16 protein-coding genes and 1 pseudogene are annotated in these 18,315 nt (G+C 41.4%); 7 read left to right on the top strand and 10 right to left on the bottom strand.

From position 1 onward, the window contains the following. The first annotated feature begins 29 nt into the window (after nucleotides 1-29). Nucleotides 30-452 carry an EamA family transporter gene (locus tag IPJ09_07575; GenBank protein MBK7371286.1) on the top strand — a complete coding sequence of 141 codons (423 nt, stop codon included), beginning with the start codon at nucleotides 30-32 and terminating at the stop codon, nucleotides 450-452. 21 nt (nucleotides 453-473) lie between these two features. Here the strand turns inward: IPJ09_07575 and IPJ09_07570 are convergent, their stop codons facing one another. From IPJ09_07570 to lepB, 4 genes are all read right to left on the bottom strand, one after another. Continuing rightward, complete coding sequence (locus IPJ09_07570) at nucleotides 474-2,102, bottom strand: S8 family peptidase (protein MBK7371285.1); 1,629 nt, start codon at nucleotides 2,100-2,102, stop codon at nucleotides 474-476. 140 nt (nucleotides 2,103-2,242) lie between these two features. Continuing rightward, on the bottom strand, nucleotides 2,243-2,854 hold the full coding sequence (locus IPJ09_07565) for a DUF1684 domain-containing protein (protein MBK7371284.1): 612 nt from the start codon (nucleotides 2,852-2,854) through the stop codon (nucleotides 2,243-2,245). After that, nucleotides 2,851-3,738: a hypothetical protein gene (locus IPJ09_07560; protein MBK7371283.1), complete on the bottom strand. Its 888-nt coding sequence runs from the start codon at nucleotides 3,736-3,738 to the stop codon at nucleotides 2,851-2,853. The genes IPJ09_07565 and IPJ09_07560 overlap by 4 nt, the downstream gene beginning before the upstream one ends. Then, complete coding sequence (gene lepB, locus IPJ09_07555; GenBank protein MBK7371282.1) at nucleotides 3,735-5,294, bottom strand: signal peptidase I; 1,560 nt, start codon at nucleotides 5,292-5,294, stop codon at nucleotides 3,735-3,737. Before lepB ends, IPJ09_07560 begins: the two co-directional genes overlap by 4 nt. Before the next feature lie 314 nt (nucleotides 5,295-5,608). Between lepB and IPJ09_07550 the strand changes: the two genes are divergently transcribed. Then, a complete protein-coding gene (locus IPJ09_07550) occupies nucleotides 5,609-6,676 on the top strand; it encodes an amidohydrolase family protein (protein MBK7371281.1) in 1,068 nt (355 codons plus the stop codon). Between the two features lie 40 nt (nucleotides 6,677-6,716). Here the strand turns inward: IPJ09_07550 and IPJ09_07545 are convergent. From IPJ09_07545 to IPJ09_07535, 3 genes and pseudogenes are all read right to left on the bottom strand, one after another. Beyond that, nucleotides 6,717-7,450: pseudogene (locus tag IPJ09_07545) on the bottom strand (poly(3-hydroxybutyrate) depolymerase). 107 nt (nucleotides 7,451-7,557) lie between these two features. After that, on the bottom strand, nucleotides 7,558-8,403 hold the full coding sequence (locus IPJ09_07540) for an ion transporter (protein ID MBK7371280.1): 846 nt from the start codon (nucleotides 8,401-8,403) through the stop codon (nucleotides 7,558-7,560). 140 nt (nucleotides 8,404-8,543) lie between these two features. Next, nucleotides 8,544-9,872, bottom strand: coding sequence for a serine hydrolase (locus tag IPJ09_07535; GenBank protein ID MBK7371279.1), 1,329 nt, complete (start codon nucleotides 9,870-9,872; stop codon nucleotides 8,544-8,546). 178 nt (nucleotides 9,873-10,050) lie between these two features. On the opposite strand from IPJ09_07535, the gene IPJ09_07530 reads away from it, so the two are divergent. From IPJ09_07530 to IPJ09_07510, 5 genes are all read left to right on the top strand, one after another. Then, the gene (locus IPJ09_07530) at nucleotides 10,051-11,445 is read left to right on the top strand and encodes an alpha-L-fucosidase (GenBank protein ID MBK7371278.1); all 1,395 of its coding nucleotides are present in this window, start codon (nucleotides 10,051-10,053) and stop codon (nucleotides 11,443-11,445) included. A gap of 72 nt (nucleotides 11,446-11,517) precedes the next feature. Further along, nucleotides 11,518-12,435: an ABC transporter permease gene (locus IPJ09_07525; protein MBK7371277.1), complete on the top strand. Its 918-nt coding sequence runs from the start codon at nucleotides 11,518-11,520 to the stop codon at nucleotides 12,433-12,435. Continuing rightward, entirely contained in the window at nucleotides 12,432-13,103 is a 672-nt protein-coding gene (locus tag IPJ09_07520; protein ID MBK7371276.1) for an ATP-binding cassette domain-containing protein, read from the top strand. Before IPJ09_07525 ends, IPJ09_07520 begins: the two co-directional genes overlap by 4 nt. Before the next feature lie 424 nt (nucleotides 13,104-13,527). Beyond that, complete coding sequence (locus tag IPJ09_07515) at nucleotides 13,528-13,905, top strand: hypothetical protein (protein ID MBK7371275.1); 378 nt, start codon at nucleotides 13,528-13,530, stop codon at nucleotides 13,903-13,905. A 140-nt stretch (nucleotides 13,906-14,045) separates the two neighbouring features. Further along, nucleotides 14,046-14,231, top strand: a complete 186-nt coding sequence (locus tag IPJ09_07510) for a general stress protein CsbD (GenBank protein MBK7371274.1) — start codon at nucleotides 14,046-14,048, stop codon at nucleotides 14,229-14,231. Between the two features lie 562 nt (nucleotides 14,232-14,793). On the opposite strand, the gene IPJ09_07505 is transcribed toward IPJ09_07510, so the two are convergent. The 3 genes from IPJ09_07505 to IPJ09_07495 all read right to left on the bottom strand — a co-directional run bounded on the left by IPJ09_07505 (nucleotide 14,794) and on the right by IPJ09_07495 (nucleotide 18,216). Next, the gene (locus tag IPJ09_07505; protein ID MBK7371273.1) at nucleotides 14,794-15,336 is read right to left on the bottom strand and encodes a helix-turn-helix transcriptional regulator; all 543 of its coding nucleotides are present in this window, start codon (nucleotides 15,334-15,336) and stop codon (nucleotides 14,794-14,796) included. A 231-nt stretch (nucleotides 15,337-15,567) separates the two neighbouring features. Further along, on the bottom strand, nucleotides 15,568-17,031 hold the full coding sequence (locus IPJ09_07500) for a magnesium chelatase (GenBank protein ID MBK7371272.1): 1,464 nt from the start codon (nucleotides 17,029-17,031) through the stop codon (nucleotides 15,568-15,570). Between the two features lie 87 nt (nucleotides 17,032-17,118). Then, nucleotides 17,119-18,216 carry a VWA domain-containing protein gene (locus IPJ09_07495; protein ID MBK7371271.1) on the bottom strand — a complete coding sequence of 366 codons (1,098 nt, stop codon included), beginning with the start codon at nucleotides 18,214-18,216 and terminating at the stop codon, nucleotides 17,119-17,121. Nucleotides 18,217-18,315 lie beyond the last annotated feature (99 nt).

Below are 18,315 nucleotides of genomic sequence, written 5' to 3'. Positions count from 1 at the left end.
TATCTTTGGATGCCAACATCAGACATTTCATGGAGACCTGGATCATTTACGCTTTACTATCAATGTTATTTGCAGGACTGACCTCCATCCTGGCCAAATATGGACTGCAAAACATTCATCCAGACCTGGGCTTAGGTATTCGAACGACGACCATTTTTTTCCTAATCATTGGCTTTAACCTGATCACAGATAAATTTAAGGAGCTTCCACTTCTGACGAGCCGACAGTTGGGCTTGCTCATAGCCTCCGGGATTACAACCACCCTCAGTTGGGTATTTTATTATCGTGCCATGAAGGATGGCCTGGTATCCTATGTGGCCGCTATAGACAAAGCCAGCATCGTCATCACCTTGATTTTGTCTTTCGTATTATTAAAAGAGCCTATGTCGCCTAAGATATTGTTGGGAGGATCTTTGATCTTTGTAGGGATGCTGGTATTGATATGGAAGTAGGAGATTATAACTACTGAGTACTCACGAACCTATAAATACTTTCTTTACAGCTTCATTTGCCCCATTTGAAAGTCTGAGTAAATACATTCCAGAATGTAGGGGTGGTAAACTCAGCTGATAGGAATGATTTATATAAGTTGGCCTTTTTTGTAAAATGACCCGACCCAATACATCGTATAATTCTATGGTATAATCTCCGGCGTAGTTACTATCTAACTCAAAGTTTAGAAAATCTTTTGCCGGATTAGGATAGACCGCTTTGACGCTGAGTTGATCGGTAGTCCCGGTGATGACTCTATTGCAGACATATTTTTTGAGTGTATCCAAAGCACGCGCAGCATTGATCCTTCCTCCACTCACTGTTTTGCCGGTGAGGTCAGCATTTTTGTCCACACTGGCCAGGAGGGATTTTTTGACGATGCGGGCAGCTTCTACCGGATGAGAGACGGTATAATCCGCCCACTCTTTGCAGGGGTAACTATATAACAGGCCTACGACACCAGCTACAATAGGTGTAGCAGCAGAGGTCCCGGAAAAAGAAGAATAAGATTTGGTCGTTTCTGAATTTGTCGAATATACCCCTTCGCCAGGTGACCCGAGATCAATATGCTGCAAACCAAACCCAGCATTATAGATCCGTTTATTGTCTCTTCCTGTATTGGTCACTGCGATCAAAAATTCGCTGGGGCAAGTAGAGGGCATATCTCCCTCTTCATCAACATCTACATATTTATTGGTGGTCGCCCCGCAGTTGAGGATACCTGCGGCACCCATTTGATCATACATGCCGCACCATATTGGATAGTCGGCAGCTTTGGCAAAGGAGATGCCTCCGGAATAATTAATGGCTACTACCAAGGCTCCTTTTTTTCCCCCGGAAGTATTGTACAGAATGCGTTGGTCCAACATATAATTGAAGATCTGTATGAGATCACCAATATTTCCATTGGCACTAAAAGTACCGACCATGAGTTTGGAATTCCACATCATACCTGCGATGCCGGTGCGATTGTTTGATTCCCCGCACATGAGTCCTGCTACACTGGTGCCGTGATTGTTTAATCCGTCAGCTGCATTGTCGGCGGTATGTCTTTCATTGAGATATTTTAAGCTCAATCCATATACATCGTCTTTATAACCATTGCCATCATCATCTATGCCATTGCCGGCTATCTCTCCTTTGTTTATCCAGATTCTGTTTTTAAGGTCTTCGTGATTGGTAAATAAACCAAAATCAATGATACCCAATACCAGGGTATCTTTATTGAAGGTCACACCTCCCGTCGTTTGGTCCCATGCTTTGATCGCTTGAATATTGTCCAGATGCCATTGCTGAGAAATCAAAGGATCGTTTGGCGTCGACCTTGTCTCTAGTGGCAGGTTGGGCTCTGCATACAAGATAGCCGGATTGCGCAGCAGGGTCTCTTTAGAAAGTTGGGTGACGGATTGTATAGCGTAAATATTGAAGTGTCGACCAATAGGTTGTGTTGTTAGATCCCGATTGGAACGCAACGCAGTTTTGGACCACCCTGCCTGTAAATCAGCCAGAGAAGCATCGCCTTTGAGTTGAATGATCCAGTCTTTTTGACCTTGTAGAGCACTGCAGCTTAAAACCAGTATGATTAATAAGAGGGAGCTTTTTGATGTCATGAGTATCAATAATAAACGCTTAAAATCGAAAAATGAATATAAAGTTACGGCAATTTTCGTGTGCAGATGGTTCGAAGCGTTGTGAGTTAAGTCAGATCGGAAGATTGATTTAGTAGGTTCGATTCACCAGCGGACATTCATCAATGGTTCTTAGAAAATCTTTTTTCGCCAGCTTTTATCTGAAATGGAATAGAATTTTCTATGGGAGGTATCGGACAATTATATTTATCGTCATAAGCACACCATGGATTATACACCTGATTAAGATCCAACAATAAATGGCCATCCATTATTTGTTGTTTTTTAAGATCTATGTAGCGCCCTCCGGCATAGGTAGTCGTGCCGGTCGTCTTGTCTTTAAAGGGCACAAATAAATAGTCCTTATATAATGGTGATGTAAGATTTTGAATGCTTTGATAGGCGGTCAATTGCGTGGGTTTACCGCGCCACGAAAATTGAAGAAGGGCATATTTTCTAAAGGATTTGACCTGGCCGCTGTAAGTAGGCATATCGAAGGGTAATGGTTGATCCAGCAGCTGAACAGTGCAAAAGACTTTGTTTTTTTCTTTAACCGGATAATAATGCAGAAAGATGCTGTCCGCACTCTGGAGCACCGTCCGTGGATCAGCGATCAATGATTTCCAATTGGCCGATCTGTAGGCTGCTATATCTTGTTGGTAGGTCAATACCTGTGCACTTCCTGTAGCGAGCCACAAGATCAAGCTAAGACATAATAAATATCGTGTTATCATTTTGACAAATTCACCAGGGCAAGGTTCTTACCGTTGACTGCCAGTCGGGTGATAGCATTGATCCCAAAATATTTCAGGTCAGCTATTTCCTTCCAGGAGGTGTCTACACCCGGTTTGTATACAAATAATTTTGAGCCGGCTCCCATGATGAAATGACCGTCTGCAGTAATAGCAAAATCTTCACTTCCAGGTACTGTCTCGGTAATGATACTGGCTCTTTGTGTTACGGGGTCGTATTCTTTAATATACCAAAACTCACTGGATATCTTGTGCACATAGATAAGGTGCCCTTTGTCTGTGGATGCCAGGCAGCGCCCGATATCAGAAGTAAATATCAAAGGATCCCTGGATTCAATATCTACGATAGCCAATTGATTGGGTGTGGCTACCAAAAACAAGGCAACCGTCTTGTCATCAAGCCAGGTATGATACCCTACATTTTTGATATCTGGCAAAACCGAGATTTCCTGTCCTCTGGGTTTGTTTTCATATTTGTACAATCGCTGTGTAGCAGAAGCTGCATCATCCACTCTTACGCAGGAGATATATTTTTTATCAGGAGTGACCACAGGAGAATATTCGCTTTTTGGGGTAAAAGTGATACGTTGGCGGGTCCTCGTGATTAAATTGAACAAATGTATATCGGACTCACCTTCTTGAGGTATCTGGACGGTCAGATACAATTCGTTTTCATTTTTAAAAAAAGGTTGATTATTATAACCTGCATTGTTAAAGCTGGTCAAAAGCCTGGGGGTATGTACGACGGTATGCCCATCTGCAAGGCTTTGTAAATCAAAAAGATATACCTGACTGACGGGTACCTGAGACCAAGCAAAATGGGTGACAAGCATAGTACAATATATCAGTACAATCTTTCTGATCATTTTTTATTGGCAGTGGTGAATAATCTGTCCCAATTGATACCATTGGCTATTTTACCATTTTTAGTTGAAAACCATATAAATAAAGGTTTGCCTACGATATGATCTTCGGGTACGTAGCCCCAGGATCGGGAGTCTTCACTATTATGCCGATTGTCCCCCATAGCCCAATAATAGTCCATTTTAAATGTATACGAGTTGGATTCTACCCCGTTGATAAAAATCTTATCGTCCTTGACTTCCAGCTTATTTTGTTCGTAGACTCCAATGATCCTTTGATACAGGGGGAGGTTTTCAAGGTTTAGAGCAGTGGTAGCACCGGCTTTAGGGATATATATCGGACCATAATTATCTACCGTCCAACCTTTAGACAGTGGAGTATCGTAGGGAAACATAGGGCGAGCTTCCTGGGGCATGACCTGGATATATATCGTCGAATCCATTGCCTGGATCTTTCTGACCTGCACACTGTCCAGAAAATAAATGCCCATCTGAGGCATGGCTTCACTCAGGTTGATGCCTAATCCATCCAGTTTCCTTTGATTGATCTGATTGTTTTGAGACAGGAGGCGATACATAAACTGCATATGCTCAGGATTGTAGGCAGCGACCCCATTGATATACAGCTGTCTATTAATGATCTGTAGACTATCCCCTGCTATGGCAACACACCTTTTGATATAGTGATCCTTTTTGTCAACTGGTCGTGTGATCAACTTAGCACTCCTCACAGCTTGCTTGACAAAAGCTTCTCTCCGATACTGATCGATGGTATAGGCCCTGTCTGGAGCAAGATAGACGCTGTCTCCAACCGGCCAGTTGAATACGAAGGGCTGGTTTCGCTGGACTTCCTGGAGTTTGGGTAATCGGGTATATTTAAAACTTGGTTTTCTCAGGTAAGATTCCGTATTGATGATAGGTATCGTATTGTGCAATAAAGGAATCATTACGAAGGTCATAGGCAATCTGACGCCATAATGTGCTTTGCTTACAAATAAAAAATCTCCAACTTTCAGACTGCCTTCCATAGACGAAGTAGGGATCATATAAGCTTCGATCAAAAACATTCTGATAAAAGCAGCTGCAAATACAGCGAATATGATCGACTCTGCCCATTCCCTGAGGGCGCTTTTTTTAAATATATTGGTGGCCTGGAGTTTTGACACCGTTTTGGTATCATTTTTCTCCTGAGCAGAAGCTAGTTTGGAGAAAAATTCTTTTTCCTCCGTAAGGATGGGGCCATTGTATTTTGCATCTTTGGAGAATCCAAGCCATAGTGCATAAAAAGGAGCTCCAACCACTGCCAATAGACTATGTAAAAATGAATGTTTGCCAAAGGATCTGGCCAGGTCGATGATCAGGGCAGCAAATATGAAAATATTGACGATCGGAAAGAGCATCCACCAGGCGTGGGATTTTTTGCGACCTACGATGCCCGCCAATTCGTACAGATTGAGACCGGGTACCAGGCCTTTCCAGGCTTCTACGCCTGCTTTGGGAAATACGAAGTACATGCCGGCGCTAAAAATGATATATCCTATGAGTAAAAACAAAAACATACTGTTGATTTATTGTAAGAGAAGCCAAAGATAAGACATTAAGAGGAAGCCAAAGGACCTTTAGACGAAACTTCGCAGAGCTCCGATTGATGCATTTTAACCAATCCATTTTAAAGAAACAGAACGTTAAAAATTCTAACTTGCGAATGAGTTAAGGGGCTGCCATCCAGCCTATTAAGCATCTGGATACTTGACTTCCCAAGCCATCAGACGATTATTGTTATCATTTGAAGGCGGCCAGGGTTATTATTAATGAAGTATAATTAAATGATGATGAAAAGGCATATATTTAGACATCTACTTAATCCTATCCAATGAAAGCTATATTATTTATTTGCAGTTTATGTTTTTGGGTGCTAAGCTCCGGACAAAATTACAAGGACATTAAGCTGGTTGATTTTCAACCTCGTTCTATCTACCATATCCCTGTGACCAAAGTCGCAGCTGCCAGATATCCGGTCATCGACTTTCATTCGCACGATTACCCAAAAGACGATGCTGCCGTCGATGCCTGGGTGAGGACGATGCAGGAGTGCAATATCAAGAAGACCATCATCTTGTCCTATCAAACCGGCCTGGCTTTTGATGCTATTATAAAAAAATACAGCCGGTATCCGGATCAGTTTGAGGTATGGTGCGGGTTTGACTATAAAGGATATCCTGAGGTGGGCTGGCAGGCTAATGCTTTAAAGGAGTTGGAGCGATGCCATCAGATGGGTGCCAAAGGGGTGGGAGAGCTTGGCGATAAGGGATTGGGCGAGTTTTATTCAAAACCTACTCCGGGATATGGCTTGCATATAGATGATCTACAGATGCAACCTTTGATCAGGCGATGTGGTGAGCTCAGAATGCCCATCAGCATCCATGTAGCGGAAGACGCATGGATGTATGAAGCTGATGATGCTTATAATGACGGGCTGCTCAATGCCGGCAAATGGAAAGTGGATATGTCCAAAACAGGCATTATCGGACACGATGCCCTGGTCAATACACTGGAAAATGCAGTGAAAAACAATCCCGGGACTACCTTCATAGCTTGTCACCTGGCCAATTGTTGTTCTAACCTGGATCGGTTGGGAGCGATGTTTGACCGATATCCTAATGTATATTCGGAGATGGCTGCCAGATTTGGAGAAATAGCACCCATACCCCGCAAAGTCAAAGCATTTATGGAAAAATATGCTGATCGATTAGTATACGGTACTGATATGGGTACAGCTACGCATATGTATCAAACCACCTTCAGAATATTGGAGTCCGCCGACGAGCATTTTTATGAAAGGGACCTTTTTAATTACCACTGGCCACTCCACGGTCTGAGTTTAAGCCACAAAGCTTTGAAGAAAATTTATAGTGGGAATGCAAAAAGATTAATGAACTAACCCGATTTCAGTGATACAAAAATTGGGATTAATTACCAGCTCACTTACATCTTATAAAAAACTGCCAAGCTTCGAGGTGTACATCGATATCGCCAGGATAATCATGTTTGCCTCCAATCACTTTGAGCAGGGTAACCTCCGGTTTTTTCTTTGATTTGAAGGTATATCGTTCAATGGTTTTTCCGTCATTGGGATCAGTATCAGGATACAGTGATTTAACAGGATCGCCGGTGTAACCCGCCAGGTCTCTTTGTGTGCTTCGGTACAATCCATATTGTCATCATCAGGCAGGTTGGCGATGATAGCTGTGATGGCCGTTATTTTGTCAGGCATGGTCAGCGCTAGTTTGTAACACATATGACCGCCGCCGGAAGTGCCTACGGCAAAAACTTTTTTTGTATTGATTTTATACTTTGATTTGAAATAATCGATCATGCCGGTGAAAAACGCTTCTTCGTTGATGTTTTCAGTATTGGCCAGGGAGGAGGCGATTTTGCGACATTCATTCCAATAGTTTTTGTAGCCGGTAGGGTAGACGAGAATCACATTTTCATTGGACACTGATTTTATAAAGTTTTGGGTAGTTTTCATTTGTCCTGGTCCGCTACCACCAGACCCATGTAAGATGAATACCAGGCTTGCTTTGGCCTTGACGGCATCGGGTAACACATAATGAAAAGTCCTTTGATGGCCTTCTATGAGGATGGAGTCTGCCTGGCTTTGCATTGAAGAACAAAAGACACCTAAAATGATAATTAGAAAATAAAATCGCATATAAATAAATTGGTTGAATAAAGCGGGTAGATTAACCACCAAGGGGTGGGCTTGAGTATGTGCGGAAGATAACCTTGTTGGTTTGAGCGACGATAAATAAAGCATGATTAAAGATTTTTTAAAAGATCACCTTTCCCCTGATCCAATGCTTCGTGGATCAGGTTATCACCACAGTGATTACAATAATTGGCATCTTTAGGATTTTTGTGGTCACAGAGGCTGCATACCAAGGGTTCATCTCCAGGTCTCATCATTTGTGAGGTCACTATGCCGGTGGGTACGGCGATGATCGCATATCCGATGATCATAGCCGCAGAAGCGATCAGTTTACCTATGACAGTACCTGGTACTATATCGCCATAGCCCACGGTAGTCACTGTAATAATGGCCCAGTATATACTTTGTGGAATACTGGTAAAACCATGTTCACTACCTTCTATCACATACATCAGGGTGCCAAGCAAAATGACTATCGACAGTATAAACATGAAAAATATACTGATCTTATACAGACTTGTTCTCAAAGCATTGGCCAGGCTGGCAGCTTCCCGATTGAAACGTACCAATTTGAATACTCTGAACACCCGCAGTAGTCGAAAAATCCGTACCACCAAAGTGTAGTGGGTTCCAATACCTATCATGGTGAGATAGGTGGGTAGGATGGACATCAAATCTATCACCCCCCAAAAACTAAAAAGATAAGCGAGGGGTTTGGGGCTAATCCACAACCTCAGTACAAACTCGATAGTAAATAGTATAGTAAATATCCATTCGACATAAATAAAAGCAGCACTATACTGGTTGCCGAATTCTGGGATACTCTCAAATACAACGATGGCTACACTTAAGAGGATGATCCAGAGCAGCAGGATATCAAAGAGCCTGCCTGCTCTGGTTTCTACACCAAATACTATACGGTGAAGTCTGGATCTGATTTCTTTAATCGCGGACATTTAAATCAATATAGCTAGCCAATAATTTGCTAAAATAGATAAATCTGAGTTTCTGCTCATTCAACCAGGTATTGATGCGTATGCAAAAAGGATTTCTCAAAATCCGGCGTAGTCACACTAACCCCTATTCCGCCTATCATCTAATGTATAGTCTTTAAAACATCTTTTACAAAGGTCGTTATATCAAACCCATCGCCTTGTGTACAACCCAATCGTACGATCACCATCTTTTTGGAGGGTATGATTATGACATATTGCCCTTCAAAACCATCCGCGTAAAAGGCATCTTGCGGGAATTCAGGATCCTGATGATTGATCCAAAACTGAGCAGCATAGGTACCCTGGGAGTGGGGTGTTTCGGTTGATGAATATTGTACCCATCCCTGCGGCAAAATTTGTTCACCCTGCCACAGTCCATCTTGTAAATATAATTGACCGAACCTGGCCCAGTCCCTTGCAGTGGCATACATATAAGATGACCCGACGAAAGTGCCGGATGCATCAGGTTCGAGTACGGCACTGTTCATGCCAATTTTGTCAAATAGCCTTACATACGGGAAGGCTTGATACGCTTCAAGGGAAGGGAACTGCCTTCGCATGATCTCCTGCAATATATTGGTCGTACCACTGGAATAATACCATTCTGTGCCCGGCGTAGACTTTAATTTACTTTGTAAAGCATAAGCACCAGCCCCTTTTTCTCTAAAGAGCATTTTGGTCGCATCACTGGGCGTGGAATAATCTTCAACAAAATCGAGACCACTGGTCATCCGCAACAGATGATCCAAAGTGATTTTTTGCCGTGCATCATTTTTCCATTCTTCGACTGGTGCTGGATCTGCTGCAGTTAGTTTTCCATCTTTGACCAGGATGCCTACCAAAGCATTGGTGACACTTTTAGTCATGGACCATCCCATCAGGGGGGTTTGAGCTGTGATGCCGGGGGCATATTGTTCCACTATGGGTTTGCCTTGATAGAGTAGGACGATCGCCCTGGTCCTTTTGACTACGGTGGAATCAAGTTCCATAAAGGCGGTATCTAAAACTTTACGGAGTCGGATAGAATCAATGTTTGCTGGAAATGATTCATAGTTGTAAAAAGAATCTTCCGGGGCAGTTGTATGTGCAGGAGGTGATTGTTCTAAAAGTTCTTTTGAGGTGACCTCATTGAGCAAAGTACATCCCAATCCGGGTCGGTAGATCGCCTGGCTTTTGGCTAACCCGTATATATCGGCCGTGACGAGTTTATGGAGTGTATCCACCTCAATATGGGCAAATGGTATTGTATACAAATCTTCAGACTGGATACTCCTGAAGTCTCGCCCTGAAATGAACATACACGAACAAACGATTTTGGCATCGTAAGAAGCTCCGATAGATGCATACTGCAATCCAAAGCGTACTCCAAAAAAGAGGGCCAAAGCAACACCAAACAGGATGAGATAGATGCTTTTATTTTTTTTGGACATAAGATTAGCGAAATGGATTATCACTCAAAATTGGTAAAATATATCAAAAGAAATTTGATTTTCCTTAGAATGCATGGATCATTATTGTACATCTGAAGTAGTATATTTGAAATAAATCTTTGAAGAAATGAAAAAAATACTCATTACAGTGATTGTAGGCGTTTGGTGTTGCCATTTGATGTCAGGCCAGGTCAATGCCAGGTATCAACCTACCTGGGAGTCACTAAAAAATTATAAACCTGCTCAGTGGGTAGAAGACGCCAAGTTTGGAGTATTTATCCACTGGGGTGTATATGCTGTACCGGCTTTTGGCAATGAATGGTACCCGCGCAATATGTATATGAAAGGGTCTAAAGAGTACAATCACCAGTTGGCGACTTACGGTACGCTGGATACTTTTGGTTACAAAGATTTTATCCCGATGTTTAAAGCCGAAAAATTTAATGCTGATGCCTGGGTGGATTTATTCAAAAGGTCAGGATTCAAATATGTGGTCCCGGTAGCAGAGCATCACGACGGATTTGCCATGTACAAAACAGCACTTTCTACATGGAATGCTTACGACATGGGACCCAAACGAGATATCATCGGGGAACTGGCGGTTGCCACCCGAAAAGCCGGCCTTGTATTCGGATTATCCTCACACCGGATAGAACATTGGTGGTTTATGAATACTGGCCAGCGATACAATACGGATGTCAACAGTGGAAAGTTTGATGATTTCTACGGTCCGGCCAGGGCCCAAAATGAAACGCTTTCTCCTGAATATATGAATGACTGGCTCCTACGCAATATCGAACTCATCGACAATTATCATCCGCAGCTTTTTTGGTTTGATTGGTGGATCGAACAAGCTGCTATGGAGCCTTACAGAAAAAGCTTTGCTTCCTATTACTACAATAAAGGTATCGAATGGAATAAAGAAGTGGTGATCAATTATAAACACGAATCATTTCCGGACAAAGCTGCCATCCTGGACATCGAGCGGGGCAAACTCACCGGTATCCGGGAGCAGCCCTGGCAGACTGATGATGCAGTAGGGTATAAATCCTGGGGATATATCGAAAATGATAGCTTTAAATCATCCAAATACCTTGTCAATAATCTGGTAGACATCGTCAGTAAAAATGGACATTTATTATTGAATATCGGACCCAGAGCTGATGGTAGTATTCCGGATGCAGTGCAAAAAATTTTATTGGAAGTCGGAGCCTGGTTAACCATCAACGGTGAAGCTATCTATGGTACGAGACCATGGAAGATATTTGGAGAAGGACCTACCCAGGTAGCGGGGGGATCTTTTAGTGATGCCAAAGATCAACCATTTACAGCTGACGATATCCGATTTACTAAGAAAGGGGATGATCTGTATATGATCTCCTTAGACAATCCTGTGCATGATTTGAATATAAAAAGCCTGGCTACAGGGGCCGGTCAAAAAATAAAATCCATTCAAATGTTAGGCAGCTCCGGTAAAGTTGTGTGGACTCAATCCTCCTCCGGCCTCCTCATCAAGTCGAATGCGGCCTATCCTGCCAAACAAGCAGTGGTGTATAAGCTGAGGTTTGAATAAATATTGGATCATCAAGGTTGGTTTGAAGGCCAATCTGTTAGTTTTTCCATATTGACGGTAGAAGTGTAGAATATGAAGTATTATTTTGAATTACAATTCAGAATGCTCCAAAGAAATTTGAGTGAATTTGGTCTCCAGCCGCTAATTGCATTTATTGTTTTACCGCTACTGTTTATTGGTGGTTCAGCCGTTTTATTCAGCCGGACTCCGTATGCTGCCTATTTTATTGTCCTGGTATCGCTATATGTAATCTCCCTGTTAGGGCATTCAAAGCGCAATACTTTTCTAAAAACCATATTTTCCTTTGAAAAATATAGGGTGCTGAGACTGGTAGAAAATCTCATTCTGGCCTTGCCTTTTAGTTTGATTTTATTATGGTATCGAGCATATTGGTCAGCGCTACTCGTATTGATCCTGGCCAGCCTGATTTCAGTCGTCACATTGTCTGCAAAGGAGTCGCATACACTGATAACTCCTTTTTCGGCCTACCCCTTTGAATTCACCGTTGGATTCAGGAACTCGTTTCTGATCATTGTATTGGCTTATTTTTTAACCATTATGGGTATTAAGGTCGATAATTTTAATCTTGGTGTGTTTTCTTTGATGCTTATTATAATGATATGCTCAAGTTATTATTTTGAGCTGGAGGATGATTTTTATATTTGGATACACCGGTTAGATTCAAAAGGATTTTTAATGCACAAATTAAAAGTGGCGATGGCCAGTTGCAGTTTACTTTGTCTTCCTATTTTCACCAGTCTTATTTTATTTTATCCTAAAAATTTGAACGCTTTGCTAGCCTTTCAGATTTTGGGGCTTTTATATCTCATACTCATATTGATGGGCAAATACGCCTTGTATCCTCTAAAACCAAATGTTCCGCAAGCTGTTTTGATTGGCATGACTTTGGTTTTGCCCCCTTTACTGATATTCATCATACCATATTTCTTTCTTCAATCTGTCAAACGACTTAAATCAATCCTGCCTTGATCTCTATCCAACATCTGTACAAAACCTATGGATCTAAAGAGGTTTTGAATAATATATCTATTGAGTTCCAGCCAGGAGTGATCCATGGTATTGTAGGCAAAAACGGCGCTGGAAAAACAACTTTTTTTAAATGTATTGCCGGGCTGGAAGCCTACAGGGGTACTATACAAAGTGATCTCCATCCATTAAAAGATTACCTGGGTTATCTACCCACAGACCCTTACTTTTTGTCAAAAATCACAGGAAGAGAATATCTGCGATTATTATTAAACGCACGAGATCTGAAGGTGGCGGATTTTGATGTAAAAAACATTTTTGAACTACCCTTAGATCAATATGCAGATACTTATTCTACCGGGATGAAAAAAAAATTGGCTTTATCTGCACTATTAATGCAAAACAATCAGGTATTTATTCTTGATGAGCCATTTAATGGGGTGGACATCCAGAGTAATATCCTCATCAATGAAATTATACTGCGATTGAGGTCTTTAGGCAAAACGGTGATTCTATCATCGCATATTTTTAGTTCTTTGGAGGATACTTGTGATCATATTCACCTTTTGGATGAAGGACGATTCTTGAAATCTGTTGATAAAGATGACTTTCATCTGTTGGAGCAAGAACTCAAACACGTGATGGTCGGTAAGTCCATTGACTGGATTTGATCTGTTGGTAGGCTTATAATAATCGCTTCAGCAGTTAGAAATTACCTTTTTGGGTCGGTTGAATATAAATATGTGTGAATTATGTAACATATATCTGGTTTGATGTAACACTTGGTCGGTTTAAAAGCTGCAACTTTGCTTTTCTGCGATCGTTCGATCGTTGGTAAATTTTTAACCAAAATGTCAAGAGATAATGGAATCAAGAAGAAAAAAGGCGCTGGGGCAGTTAAAGTAGCCTCTGATTATCAATCCGGTAAGAAGGGTAGCAGAAATAACGTTACACCTCTAAATGCGATTAATCCCGCCAAACCTGTTGCCCCGAAAAAGGCAAATCATAACACGCAACCTGACTTACATCGAATAGTCTCCAGGAGGTGATTATTTATTCGGTCAGGATTAATTTTTAAATATATATCAGTAAAATATGAAGTCACGTAAAAGATTAGGAATTTGGATGGATAATGCTCATGCTCATTTGAAAGAATATCATCGCGAAGTCGTCGAGATCGCGAATGTTGATTCTGACGAAATCGAGAAACCTGCTAAATCGCATCTCGTAAAAGGAGAAAGCAGTTTGCACAATATGGAACAGCCTTTACAAACTGAGTTTTACAAAAGTATTGCTCGGGAAATTCTCGAGTTCAATGATGTTTTGTTATTTGGGCCTGCTGAAGCAAAGACTGAATTATTTAATTTATTGAAAGATGACCAGCTCTATGCTAATATCAAATTCAATATACAAAATTCAGGTCCTTTATCGGACAAACAAGAGAGAGCTGTGATAAAGACTTATTTTAAATAGCAGGTAGAGTAGCAACTCATCGTTATTTTAAGAGGCGATGGATCGTGTCGTTTTCTATTTCTTTTTAGGGAGATAGATGACCAGCTTGGAGAACTCGGCTCAGTAAACTGTCAATTTTTTATTTTAAAATAGGTTTTTTTATGAAGGTAGTTAGAATCAAAGGCAATTGGATCGAACAGAAGAGTAAGCTTAAGAAGAAATATTCAAACCTGACGGAGGCAGATTTTGAATTTGTGGATGGCAAAAAAAGTGAAATGTTTACAAAGCTTCAAGTAACCCTGGGCATGGAAAAAGAGGAAATGCATAAAATGATAGATGCGCTCTAATTTTTGAACTGATTTCCCCTTTTTTGAATCCTTTAATCTTTGAGGTTAAGGGCTGGATTCGTGTTACCTTTTGTACACAAGTATATGCTCAAGGTATATGGGTGGTTGATATCACCCTTTTCGATTCATTACTTAGATGTTGATTGAATTGGACTCAAGATTTATTACAAACAATGCAATATTGAAACCTCTCAAATAAGGTCAATTAATATAGATGACCGATATGAACGAAATATTGAAGGCGCAAGAGTATATAACAAGTGAAATTCTCGAATATGTAACTAATGATGTGGTGACGAAAACCATATTAAAAAAACATCCGCCACTGTAAGGTATCATGGCTTTTGATCAGGGGCAAGGTTTGTTAGAAAAATCTTCTCCTTTTGATCATTTTATGCAATTTATAGATGGAAGTGCAGAAACTTGTCATTTCAGGTGCATCTATTCTTCTGAAAACTGGTCAGTCCATTCTGGTACCAGCCCATGCACCTTTCCACATTAAGCCAAATAGACGATTTAAAATAATACTTACTTTGATTAAAAGCGGATATGAATAAGGTTGTCACCCTATATTTTCCAGGTTGTTTTTCCTTTTTTTTCCTAGATTTTTAAAATAGGTGGGTGTGAGTCCGGTGATTTTCTTAAACTGGTTGGAGAGATGAGCTACGCTACTATAGTGTAGCTGATAGGCAATCTCTGTTAAAGTCAACTCTTCGTATAACAATAATTCTTTGACGCGCTCGATCTTGTGAATGATGATAAATTGTTGGATAGTGATGCCTTTGACTTCAGAAAATGTATTGGCCAGGTAGGTATAGTCGTATCCAAGTTTTTCGCTGATATAATTTGAATAATTGACCTGGGGTATCTCATCAGAATAATGAATCATTTCGATGATGACATTTTTTATCTTTTCGATCAGAATGCTTTTTTTGTCATCAAGTAATTCGAGTCCTGATCGCAACAGGTTTGTTTTTAGCAATTCATGTTGTGGCTCCGTCAGATCTTTCAATAATTCTACCGTGCCAAGATCCACGATAGCATGGGGCAACCCTATTTTTGTCAATTCATCTTTTACGAGCAGTTTACATCGAAGGCTGACCATATATTTGATGTAAAGCGTCATAATTTATTTTAAGAACATGTCCTGGTTAAAAGTCAGGCAATTTCAGTGTAATCTTAACCTATACTTCTAGTTGCCATCCACCATAAAGTTAGTGTTTAAAATCATATAAGCATGCCCCCGCACTTGCCCTTCGGTTAAAAAAGGACATAAAAGGAGTTTAGATCTGCAAAGAAATTCTCTTCAAACTGATGCAAGATGTAGGATTTTACTTTAATCTTCCAGGTCTTCGATGCCCATGTCTCCCAATAGGTCGCTGAATTCGATCCTGGTCTGATGCAATTCTTTGTTCAAAATATTAAAGGATGCCAGTCCATGTAAGACCAATTCTTTGTACACATATTTTTCTTCATCAGCTACCTCTGCTGCTTTCGCCAGCAATCTTTCTAAGCCTGATACCTGCGCTAATGAATCTTCATACTCGTGTTGAGTAGCATCTACTGCCATTTTGAGATCGTGTTCGCCGGCAAACCAGGCTTTGATGATTCCATAGGGGTCCCTGTCATTTTTCTTCAATTTCTCCGGATGAGGGAAGTATTTGAGAAATTCCGTTTTAATAGCTTTGTTTAAAAGTTCGAAGGCTACTTTATATGGGCCGAGTTGTTCTCCTTCGTAGACCAGTTCTACTTTGCCGGTGATGGCAGGGAGTACTCCCACAAAATCGGAGATGCGGGCTACTCCGGAGGACTCATTGTTTTTTAGCATGCGTAGCTCTACCGCACTCACCAGGTTTTCGTAAGCGCTGATACCAAGCCTGGCAGATACACCACTATTGATATCCACCAATTCGCTGGTCCGTGCTTCGAAAGAGATTTGCTCGAGCAGTACTTTGAGCATCTGGGGTACAATGATATTTTTTTCTTCAGGTTTTACTCTCGATTCCTGAGCGGTGATTTTCATAGCCGTCTCCATATCCAGTGGGTAATGGGTGATGATCTGGCTATCTATACGATCTTTAAGTGGAGTGATGATACTGCCCCGATTAGTATAGTCCTCAGGATTGGCAGTGAATAAGAACAGAATGTCCAGGGGAAGCCGCACTTTAAATCCCCGGATCTGGAGGTCACCTTCCTGCAGGATATTGAAAAGAGATACCTGGATGCGGGGCTGCAAGTCAGGTAGCTCATTGATCACGAAGATCGATCGATTGGCTCTCGGGATCATACCATAATGGATCACTCTTTCATCTGCATAAGGTAGTTTGAGGGTGGCAGCTTTGATCGGATCCACATCTCCAATGATGTCGGCTACACTCACATCCGGCGTAGCTAATTTTTCCACATATCGTTCATCCCGATGCAGCCATTCTATCAGAGTCTCATCACCGAGGACTTTGATTCTTTCCTTTGCATGAGGGGAGAGAGGCATCAGCGGGTCGTCATTGATCTCACTGCCTTCTACTACAGGGATATATTCATCCAATAGCCTGACCAATAGCCTGGCCAATCGGGTTTTAGCCTGTCCTCTCAGTCCCAAAAGTAAAATATGGTGCCTCGACAGAATCGCCCGCTCCAAATCCGGTATCACCGTATCATCAAATCCGTGGATACCTTCAAAGATATTGACTTTGTTTTTTAAGGCAGCGATGAGATTGTCACGCATTTCATCTTTGATGTGCTTGGTCTTGTAACCAGACTTTTTAAGATCTCCTAGTGTTTTTATAGTCTCTATTTGCATGTTAGCAGTTTATAGGTTTTTAGTCTTTCTTTAATTATTTCGCGCAAAGGCGCAAAGGCACAACGATTTACTTTAGTATAACCTGCCTCACCTCTTCCTCTTTTTACTCTTTTTATAATCCATAAATATAAATTCCCCCAGTGTATCCAACGTGCTGTAAAATGCTTTACCATTATTGGCACGGGTGAAGGTATCTACAAACTGAGCCAGGTAGGGATCACGAGCTACCATAAAAGTAGTCACGGGGATATGGAGTTTCCTGCACGCGAGCGCGAGCGCGAGCGTACGATTGACGATTTTGCGATCCATGCCAAAGGCATTTTTATAATATTTTTTGCCGATCTTGATACAGGTGGGTTTGCCATCGGTGATCATCATGATCTGTTTGTTAGGGTTTTTGCGCCTTCTTAAGATCGCCATAGCCAGTTCAAGTCCGGCTACGGTATTGGTATGATAGGGCCCCACTTTGAGATAGGGAAGATCTTTCATCTGGATCTCCTGGGCATCATCGCCAAACGTGATGATATCTAAAGTATCCTTGGGATATCGGGTGGTGATGAGCTCAGCCAGGGCCATAGCTACTTTTTTGGCCGGGGTGATCCTGTCTTCACCATAAAGTATCATGGAGTGAGAGATATCAATCATCAGGACGGTACTGGTCTGAGACTGAAAATAGGTCTCATACACCTCCAGGTTGTCTTCCTGCAGGATGAGATCCTCTACACCATGTGCTATCTGGGCGTTTTTGATGGACTCTGTGAGGGCTATCTGATCCAGCCGGTCACCAAATTCATATGGCCTGATCTCAGAGGTATATTCATCACCAAATCCCGATTTAGGGGTATTATGATCACCTTTTTTACTTTTTTTGAGTTGATCAAATATGTCATCCAGAGCAGTTCTGCGGAGGGCTATCTCTAACTTGGCACTGGGATTATGATCTATAAAGCCTTGCCTGTTTTCATTGATATATCCTTTGTCGATCAGGTCCCGGATAAAATCAGCTATACCATAATCTTCCTGGGTTAGTTTGTATCGTTTGTCCAGCTCGGTAAGCCAGGACAGGGCCTCGGTGACATCGCCCGAAGTATGCAACAATAATTCTTTGAATAACTTAAAGAGCTTATCGAAAGGGGTGTCTCCCTCCAGATTAGGATCTTTTTTTCCAAAAAACCAGTGCATCATAGATTATAGATATTGACAAAGATAAAGGAATGTACCATCGCAGAACTTATTCCAATAACTTTGATCTGCTTTACGTTGATTTTTAAACAATGTCGAAGG

The sequence above is a fragment of the Saprospiraceae bacterium genome (genome assembly GCA_016709995.1).
Lineage (GTDB): Bacteria > Bacteroidota > Bacteroidia > Chitinophagales > Saprospiraceae > JADJLQ01.
The sequence above is the reverse complement of the archived record's forward strand: the minus strand, read 5'-3'. Positions and strand labels throughout refer to the sequence as shown.